The sequence below is a fragment of the Psychrobacter sp. AOP3-A1-26 genome (assembly GCF_052378235.1).
In the GTDB taxonomy this organism is placed as follows: Bacteria; Pseudomonadota; Gammaproteobacteria; order Pseudomonadales; family Moraxellaceae; genus Psychrobacter.
On the sequence record NZ_JBQSXN010000235.1, the window covers coordinates 1 to 245 of the forward strand.

Below are 245 nucleotides of genomic sequence, written 5' to 3' on the forward strand. Positions count from 1 at the left end.
CTAAGGCGACAGTTATTACCTTCTATGCCTACCGTATGCTGCTTGCCGATTTGTTTCTTGTCAGGCTTGAATGCGGTTATAAAGCTATCCCAGTTATCCATGCTAATAGAGCCATAGCTGACTTTCAGTTGTTTAAGACGGGCTCTTAGCTTCTTAGCTGTTTTCAGGTCACGTTTGCCCCAAACATAAGCAACAATCTCATTGGTAGCGCGGTCATAAGCATAAATAAGCCAAACTTTACGCTT

At 42.9% G+C, this 245-nt stretch carries 1 protein-coding gene; it reads right to left on the reverse strand.

Features of this window, described 5'->3' with window-relative positions; all coding sequences use genetic code 11:
* Positions 1-245, reverse strand: a 245-nt coding sequence (locus ACT3TU_RS14430; protein ID WP_444752866.1) for an IS1 family transposase, incomplete at both ends; no start/stop codon positions are given.